Consider the following 7,196-nt stretch of genomic DNA (forward strand, 5'->3'; position numbering starts at 1 on the left):
ACGCATGCACCGCCGTTGGCGCATCGTCGAAAATGGTTAATCTGTTAATGCAAAGGTAATGCCAGCTTTTAACACCCTGTTTTACTGGCTTTACCCCCGACAGCCGCGATTTCACGCACCGCTATCAGGCAGAAAATGCCCGCCGATTGTGCAGCTACTCCTTAGGGATTATCGGCCAGAGGTTCCTGACGGTGAGCAGCGCACGGGCGATATCAACCATGCGCTGATTTTTATCCATCGCCATTTTGCGCAGGGCCGTCCACGCCTGCTCCTCGCTCATGTTCTGGTGGGTAATCAGTATGCTTTTGGCCTTATCGATGAGCTTACGCTCCTCCAGCGTGTCCCGCAGGGAAGCCAGCTGACGGGATAGCTGTTCTATCTCGCGCGCCTGCTGGCGCACCAGCGTAAGCAGGGGTTTATCCGGGTAAGGCGCAATCGGGTCGTCGCGTTCATCGCCTCCCATCGCGGCCGCACCGGAGGCCTGAATTGCCTCATCAACCGCCACCATCAGGTCGGCAATCACGATCTCCTCAAGCGCGCGCAGATGCTCAAGCCGCGACGTTTGCAGTGAAAACCAGTTCAGCGCGGTATCGCCGTTGTCAGCGGAGGGCTGCCGCGTGCAGGCGACGCGCCGGAGCTGCTCCGTCTCACGGTCGGGCTCGCAGTGACGGGCGAACGTGTCCTGCACGTCCGCGTGGCTATGGGATAAAAAGATCTCAAAACAGGCCTGCTGTCCGTCAATGCGGTCAACCAGCTTCTGACGGGTGTCGTCATTGAAAAAACCCTGCGTAAAGCCAATGGCCCCAAGCGCGCGCTCTTGCCCCACCAGCTCTTTGCCCTGCATCAGGCTATAGAGGGCAACAAAACGGCCCGCGATTTGCGGATCGTCAATGCTGTCATTCAGCTGCGGTACGATACTGAGCAGCTGACGGAGCATCCGGCTGTAGCGATCCATGGCCTGGGGAGCCGTGATGCTTTGCGCGTCTATCCCGTTACGCAGTAGTGGAAGCGAATCCAGGCTGAGCAACGCGCAGGCGATGCGCTCGCAGACGCCGCTCCCCGTGACCGGGAAGTGCGCGCTGAGCTCGGCATGCAGCGCGGTGAGGTTTTCATCCACCAGCCCGCGACTGGCTTTGCATTCGGGGACATACAGCTTACCCTGAGAGCAGAGCCAGACGTTGGATGCCCCGCGCTCGCACTGGAGCATATGTGCCAGACGGCTGATGCCATTCACCAGCACGCCAAGCGCGGCCAGCCTGCCAAGCTGCTCCCGGCGCAGCAACGTCGCGCGCTGGAACCACTCGGTTGCCGCAGGTGAACTGCCCGCCATTAATGTCATGCTTACTCTCCCGGATAGCGAATCTCCGGAGTAGTAAGCAATTTTCGTGCCTTTTAAAGAACAGGAGTCAACATGCAGAAGATTGTGATCGTCGCCAACGGAGCGGCCTACGGCAGCGAATCCCTTTTTAACAGCCTGCGTCTGGCGATAGCGCTGCGCGAGAAAGAGAGCGCACTTGAGCTGCGTCTTTTTTTGATGTCGGACGCGGTCACGGCCGGACTGAAGGGGCAGAAACCCGCCGAGGGGTACAACATCCAGCAGATGCTGGAGATCCTGACCGCGCAGGACGTGCCGGTCAAACTGTGTAAAACCTGCACCGACGGACGCGGCATCACCGGGCTGCCGCTGATTGAGGGCGTCGAGATCGGCACGCTGGTGGAGCTGGCCGAATGGACGCTGAACGCGGATAAAGTATTAACATTTTAATAATTTCGCCGTAAAAATATTATTTTCTTATGGACGCGGTTTCAGCATCAAGTTTACCTGCGAGCCTGCCGATGGAGATGGAAACAACACAGCAGGTATTACACTTATGTTCAGATCCATTCGCGCCCGCATCATTGCCGCGACGACAGGCTGTCTTGTCGTCGCCCTTCTTCTTAATACCGTTATCAACTTTCAGGTTACGCGCCACGATAACCAGCAGTCACAGCGCGATATTCTGAGCAGTACCAGCGCCAGCCACACGATGGCGATTGCCGACTGGGTGAAGGGCAAAATGGCCGTCATCGCCTCGGCGCAAAGCGTGGCGTTAAGTGATGATCCGGTGCCCGTGTTTAAGCAGCTCGCGCAGGCGGGCGGGTTTACCAACGTGTATGTCGGGTACGCCAGCAAAACGGCCAAATTCTCCGACCCGGCCGGCGTACCTGCCGATTACGATCCAACCATTCGCCCCTGGTACCAGCAGGTCGTCAGCGCGGATGGCCCGGTGGTGACTGCCCCCTACGTGGACGCGGGTACCGGAAAACTGGTGGTCACCTTCGCGATACCGGTAAAGGAGAACGGCGCGCTGAAGGCGGTTGTGGCGGGCGATGTGGCCCTGGACAGCGTGGTGGCTAACGTGCGCGGCATTCACCCGACCCCGGCCAGCAGCGGATTGCTTCTGGGCAGCGACGGCACCGTGATTGCCGCCAACGACCCGGCCCTGACGCTGAAGCCGTTGAATGAGGTCCTCAAAGGGATCGATTTTGCGGCCCTGAAAAGCGGTAACCTGGCTGACGGGACGTTTGACGGTAGCGATAAAACGTTCGTCGCGACCGCCGTACCGGGCACCCGCTGGCTGCTTGTTGTCGCGCTCGATAACGCGGATGCCACCTCCGGAATGCGCTCCCTGCTTAAAGCCTCAGCGCTGTCGCTGGCGATCCTCGCCCTGCTGAGCGGCGCCATCGTGCATGTCCTGATCGCCCGCCTGCTCAAACGACTGTCTGATATTCGTGATGCGATGAACAACATCGCCAACGGTACTAACGATCTGTCACAGCGCCTGCCGGATAAGGGAGACGACGAAGTGGCGCAAATCGCTCAGGCCTTTAACGCCTTCAGCGATAAGCTCTCCGTGGTGATGGTCCAGCTGCGTGAGGCCAGCGCCTCGGTGAAAAACGCCGCGCGGGAGATTGCGGCGGGCAATCAGGATCTTTCCGGACGAACCGAGCAGGCCGCCTCCAGCCTGCGGGAAACGGCCAGCGCCGTAGAGGAGATTACCGCCTCCGTCACGCAGTCAAACGAGTCGGCAGCAGAGGCGAACGAGCAGGCGAGCAAGGCCTCGGCCGCGGCGGCGCGCGGGGGCGACGTCGTCGCTCAGGCCATCAGCACCATGCAGTCCATAGAGGTTGCTTCCGCAAAAATCGGTGATATCACCAGCGTCATTGACGGCATTGCCTTCCAGACTAATATCCTGGCGCTGAACGCCTCGGTGGAAGCCGCACGTGCCGGAGAGCAAGGCCGCGGGTTCGCGGTCGTCGCGGGCGAAGTGCGTAATCTGGCCAGCCGCAGCGCTCAGGCGGCGAAAGAGATCAAATCCCTCATCGACTCTACCACCGAAAGCGTCGCGACCGGCTCCCGGTACGTGCACCTTGCGGGAGACAGCATGGATGAGATCCGCTCCAGCGTCGGGAGCGTGTCGGGCATCATGCGCGAAATATCGATTGCCACCCGCGAGCAGATGAAAGGGATCCACGAGATTAACCACGCGGTTAGCCATCTGGATCGGATGGTGCAGCAGAACGCCGAACTCGTTGTGCAGTCTGCCGCTGCGGCCAGCGCGCTGCAAAGCCAGGCGGGCGACCTTGCTGAGACCGCCGGACATTTCCGCATATAATTTTCTCCAGGCGCGCGCAGGACAGGGAAAACGCGCGCCGGCTGAATGGTTTCAGGAATTTTGTCATTTTTGTTTAATCGTTACGCCCTTTTTTGATCAAAATCAGCATCCCGCCCCTCCCCCTTTGGTGTTATGCAGTGAGTAAATTGTGAACAACATCACGCTCGGGATGGGCAAAAAAGACGGGGTAAAAAATGGCACTGGTTAAAACAAGCTTGAAGCTGTTTGGCGGGGATACGGTAGTGGTTCGTTGCTCAGAGCGTTGCCGCATCCACCTGATGAGTTCGAAAGCGCACGCGCAGTCTGGGGCGGATATCCTCACCGTGCAGGATGATAAGGCATGGCTGACGGTGCCCTATACCGGCACCTGGGATGTTCTGATCGACAGCCACAGCCAGTCGCTCGAGCACTCCGTGAGCTACGTGGCGGCATAATGAAAAACGCCCGGTTAACCGGGCGTTAATTCATGCAAAACCTGGCCTCAGCGTCGCGCCGGGCGGGTTGCCTTCCAGCAGCGCTTTCACCTTCACCACCAGCTCGTTCAGACAGTCGTCCTTCATGCCGAGCCGCGTCAGCTCCTGATCGAGCGAGAACAGGTACTGCGCGTTGGTGCCCAGCGGTCCGCTGGCGGCGGCAATCAGCGGAGCAATCACCTGGGTTCGGGTATCGGCTTCATACAGCGGGTGGCGCGGATCCATAATGAACACCAGCGCGCTTACGCTGCGCCCGTCGTCCAGCTCCAGCCTGCACCAGCTGGGCATATAGCAGCCGGTAATCATTTCGCGCTTCCACAGCAGCGTCAGCTCCTCTTCCAGCGTGGCGTCCGGCAGCCGGTATGCTACGCCCGTGGTGCGCCCGCCCTCTTTCAGTGCAAGCATGCGCCCCGGCCGGCAGGCGCTGCCGCGCCCGGCGGTGAGGCGCAGGCAGAATGCGCGGTGCCAGCCGGGCAGCGTTCCGGTTGCCGATTCGACGTACTCGAGCGCCGGATTCCACATCAGCGAGCCGTAACCAAAAATCCACACCGGGCCATCATCCGGGCGGCAGGCAAGCGTTGCCGCAAGCGACGCCGCACGCTGTTCAGCCGACCAGAGAAGCGATTCCTCAATAGCGCCAAATGCCGTCTTACAATCTGCCTTCATCAGGAAATCACGCGTTAACACATTCCACCTCCGCCACTGCATGCTTCCCTGCGACATCTGTAATTCGCCTTCCCGGCCTTGTATGCTGTTCATTTTAACAGCAGGTGAGCAACGATAAGCAATTCGCGGGCCAGATGCAACACAGCGGTAGCTCAACCGCCTGAAATGTCAAAATGAAGGTGGCGTATTATTCAGCGGCTATTTCTTTTTATGCCATTTGTCATCGTCCCCTTTCTCGTAGTCATTTTTTACGGCGGCCCAGGCGACCTTGTGCGCCGTCTCTTCACGGCTGGCATCGTCCCGGCGATCTTCTTTATCTTTGTACTGATCCCAGGCGCTGTTAAACGCTTCTTTGTAGATATCCTGCGCGTGAGCAGGCAACACGTTTTGCACGTTATCCGGTAATTCGCTTTTCGATTTGTATGGCATCGTTAACCTCTCTTTTGGCTAAAGAGATAAGTGTGGACGACGATACGTTAGGGTGCCACCCGGCGTTGAAAAATGAACATCGTTGAATCATAGTTTATTGTTATTTAATGACTATTTATCACAGATAGAACATTATAAGCCTCAACCATAAAAATCTTAACAAACGGTAAAATTAAGTAAAAATCAAAGGGTAATTAACCAATTTCTGTTAATTTAATGGCCTCAAAATCTATCTATAATTACAAGCACCTGCACTGATGGAGAAACACATGACAGCAACACACGAGGCGGTAAAAACCCGCCACAAGGAGACGTCTCTCATTTTCCCGGTTCTGGCACTGGCTGTGCTGCTCTTCTGGGGAAGCAGTCAGTCATTGCCAGTGGTTGTGGGGATCAATATTCTGGCTCTCGTGGGAATTCTGACCAGTGCATTTAGCGTGGTGCGCCATGCGGATGTTTTAGCCCACCGTCTTGGGGAGCCGTACGGCTCATTAATTTTAAGCCTTTCGGTTGTTATTCTTGAAGTCAGCCTAATTTCCGCATTAATGGCCACCGGCGACGCCGCGCCAACGCTGATGCGCGATACGCTTTACTCCATCATTATGATTGTGACCGGCGGTCTGGTCGGTTTCTCTCTTTTGTTAGGTGGCCGCAAATTTGCCACCCAGTACATGAATCTGTTTGGCATTAAGCAGTATCTGATCGCCCTGTTCCCGCTGGCGATTATCGTGCTTGTCTTCCCGATGGCGCTGCCGGGCGCAAACTTCACGACCGGCCAGGCGCTGCTGGTGGCGCTGATTTCCGCGGCAATGTACGGCGTGTTCCTGTTGATTCAGACCAAAACGCACCAGAGCCTGTTTGTTTATGAACATGAAGATGACAGCGACGACGATGACCCGCACCACGGCAAGCCGTCGGCCCACAGCAGCGCGTGGCACACGGTTTGGCTGATCGTGCATCTGATTGCCGTTATTGCGGTTACCAAGATGAATGCGAATCCGCTTGAGGCGCTGTTAACTGAACTGAATGCGCCTGTTGCCTTTACCGGTTTCCTTGTCGCGCTGCTGATCCTGTCTCCGGAAGGCCTGGGTGCGCTGAAGGCGGTGCTCAATAATCAGGTGCAGCGTGCGATGAATCTGTTCTTCGGCTCCGTGCTGGCGACCATCTCCCTCACCGTTCCGGTGGTGACGCTGATTGCCTTTATGACCGGGAATGAATTGCAGTTTGCGCTGGGCGCGCCGGAGATGATTGTGATGGTGGCGTCGCTGCTGCTGTGCCAGATCTCCTTCTCTACCGGACGCACCAACGTGCTGAACGGCGCGGCGCATATGGCGCTGTTTATTGCGTATCTGATGACGATCTTTGCATAGTTTTATCTGGTGCGAGCTGATGCCCTCACCCACGGGGTTGAGGTTTCCCCACAAATTAATTCGAGCACTAAGTAATCCCTCGCCCCTCCGGGGAGAGGGTTAGGGTGAGGGGGAACATACGGCGGTGGTGGTTATTCCGTTCACGTTATGTTTCTTGCTACTCTGTAACGATATGACCGGTGAACGTGCCAGGGTGGCTCAGTCTGCACTGAACCCCTAAACCTGGACACCATGCTTTCATTGTTGTTCTGTCAGAGTCCGGTACTCAACCGGACTCATCCCGCCCATTTTTAAACTGATTCGTTCGGTATTGTAATAGCGAATATACCTGCCAATATCGCTTTCAAGCTCTTTCACTGAACTGTACTTTTTCCTGTAATACATCTCTACCTTCAGGTGACTGAAGAAGTTTTCCATTACTGCATTATCCAGACAGTTGCCCTTACGCGACATACTTTGTGTGATGCCTGCATCTGCCAGCATTCTGCGCCATACAGGCGTTCTGTAAGCCCAGCCCTGATCGCTGTGCAACATCACACCTTCTTTGATTCTGCATGCTTTAAGCGCTTTTTTTAGCATCCTGCAGACCAGAGGTTGTGACT

Annotated in this window: 8 protein-coding genes; 4 read left to right on the forward strand and 4 right to left on the reverse strand. The window is 56.7% G+C overall.

Features of this window, described 5'->3' with window-relative positions; all coding sequences use genetic code 11:
* Nucleotides 1–154: 154 nt before the first annotated feature.
* Nucleotides 155–1,339 carry a nitrate regulatory protein NasR gene (gene nasR / locus OWK27_RS17845; protein WP_267590898.1) on the reverse strand — a complete coding sequence of 395 codons (1,185 nt, stop codon included), beginning with the start codon at nucleotides 1,337–1,339 and terminating at the stop codon, nucleotides 155–157.
* A 72-nt stretch (nucleotides 1,340–1,411) separates the two neighbouring features.
* Here nasR and OWK27_RS17850 point away from each other — a divergent pair, with 72 nt between their 5' ends.
* From OWK27_RS17850 to OWK27_RS17860, 3 genes are all read left to right on the forward strand, one after another.
* A complete protein-coding gene (locus tag OWK27_RS17850) occupies nucleotides 1,412–1,765 on the forward strand; it encodes a DsrE/DsrF/TusD sulfur relay family protein (protein ID WP_148419613.1) in 354 nt (117 codons plus the stop codon).
* A gap of 106 nt (nucleotides 1,766–1,871) precedes the next feature.
* Entirely contained in the window at nucleotides 1,872–3,656 is a 1,785-nt protein-coding gene (locus OWK27_RS17855) for a methyl-accepting chemotaxis protein (protein ID WP_267590899.1), read from the forward strand.
* A gap of 194 nt (nucleotides 3,657–3,850) precedes the next feature.
* The gene (locus tag OWK27_RS17860) at nucleotides 3,851–4,090 is read left to right on the forward strand and encodes a DUF1883 domain-containing protein (protein WP_148419611.1); all 240 of its coding nucleotides are present in this window, start codon (nucleotides 3,851–3,853) and stop codon (nucleotides 4,088–4,090) included.
* A 30-nt stretch (nucleotides 4,091–4,120) separates the two neighbouring features.
* Here OWK27_RS17860 and OWK27_RS17865 read toward each other — a convergent pair whose 3' ends face one another.
* Nucleotides 4,121–4,816, reverse strand: coding sequence for a gamma-glutamylcyclotransferase (locus tag OWK27_RS17865; RefSeq protein WP_176611204.1), 696 nt, complete (start codon nucleotides 4,814–4,816; stop codon nucleotides 4,121–4,123).
* 177 nt (nucleotides 4,817–4,993) lie between these two features.
* Nucleotides 4,994–5,224 (reverse strand): putative cation transport regulator ChaB, encoded by a 231-nt coding sequence (gene chaB / locus OWK27_RS17870; RefSeq protein ID WP_003856674.1) that lies wholly within the window; start codon nucleotides 5,222–5,224, stop codon nucleotides 4,994–4,996.
* Nucleotides 5,225–5,493: 269 nt separating this feature from the next.
* On the opposite strand from chaB, the gene chaA reads away from it, so the two are divergent.
* The gene (gene chaA / locus OWK27_RS17875; protein ID WP_267590900.1) at nucleotides 5,494–6,594 is read left to right on the forward strand and encodes a sodium-potassium/proton antiporter ChaA; all 1,101 of its coding nucleotides are present in this window, start codon (nucleotides 5,494–5,496) and stop codon (nucleotides 6,592–6,594) included.
* A 237-nt stretch (nucleotides 6,595–6,831) separates the two neighbouring features.
* On the opposite strand, the gene OWK27_RS17880 is transcribed toward chaA, so the two are convergent.
* Nucleotides 6,832–7,196, reverse strand: a 365-nt coding sequence (locus tag OWK27_RS17880; RefSeq protein ID WP_267590901.1) for an IS3 family transposase, incomplete at its 5' end; no start/stop codon positions are given.

The sequence above is a fragment of the Enterobacter cloacae complex sp. 2022EL-00788 genome (assembly GCF_026627565.1).
In the GTDB taxonomy this organism is placed as follows: Bacteria; Pseudomonadota; Gammaproteobacteria; order Enterobacterales; family Enterobacteriaceae; genus Enterobacter; species Enterobacter pasteurii.

What these genes read in the sequence shown, in the direction of transcription:
- OWK27_RS17855 (WP_267590899.1), top strand. Translation starts at nt 1,872, where the DNA reads ATGTTCAGATCCATTCGCGCCCGCATCATTGCCGCGACGACAGGCTGT.
- chaB (WP_003856674.1), bottom strand. Translation starts at nt 5,224, where the DNA reads ATGCCATACAAATCGAAAAGCGAATTACCGGATAACGTGCAAAACGTG.
- chaA (WP_267590900.1), top strand. Translation starts at nt 5,494, where the DNA reads ATGACAGCAACACACGAGGCGGTAAAAACCCGCCACAAGGAGACGTCT.
- OWK27_RS17850 (WP_148419613.1), top strand. Translation starts at nt 1,412, where the DNA reads ATGCAGAAGATTGTGATCGTCGCCAACGGAGCGGCCTACGGCAGCGAA.
- OWK27_RS17860 (WP_148419611.1), top strand. Translation starts at nt 3,851, where the DNA reads ATGGCACTGGTTAAAACAAGCTTGAAGCTGTTTGGCGGGGATACGGTA.
- nasR (WP_267590898.1), bottom strand. Translation starts at nt 1,339, where the DNA reads ATGACATTAATGGCGGGCAGTTCACCTGCGGCAACCGAGTGGTTCCAG.